We start from the raw sequence: 385 nt of genomic DNA, 5'->3' as shown, positions 1-385 counted from the left end.
GGCAAGTCGACCATCGCCAACCTCTTCGAGAAGAAGCTGTTCGCCACCGGCCGCCACACCTACATCCTGGATGGCGATAATGTTCGCCACGGCCTCAATCGCGATCTTGGCTTCACCGACGCCGACCGCGTCGAAAACATTCGCCGCGTTGCGGAAGTGGCGCGCCTGATGGCCGATGCCGGGCTGATCGTCATTGTTTCCTTCATTTCGCCCTTCAGCGCGGAGCGGCGCATGGCCAGGGAGTTGATGGCCAACGGTGAATTCGTCGAGGTGTTTGTCGATACACCCTTTGAGGAATGCGCCAGACGCGATCCGAAGGGTCTCTATGCGCGGGCGTTGAATGGCGAAATCAAGAATTTCACCGGCGTCGATTCCCCGTATGAGG

1 protein-coding gene is annotated in these 385 nt (G+C 59.2%); it reads left to right on the top strand.

Annotated features, from left to right (window positions below):
- Positions 1–385 (top strand): adenylyl-sulfate kinase (cysC, locus tag EOA19_RS35085; protein WP_128306121.1); only part of this gene is annotated, 385 nt, incomplete at both ends.

The sequence above is a fragment of the Mesorhizobium sp. M7A.F.Ca.US.010.02.1.1 genome, assembly GCF_004023085.1.
GTDB lineage: Bacteria > Pseudomonadota > Alphaproteobacteria > Rhizobiales > Rhizobiaceae > Mesorhizobium.
This window is presented reverse-complemented; position numbering and strand designations above follow the sequence as displayed.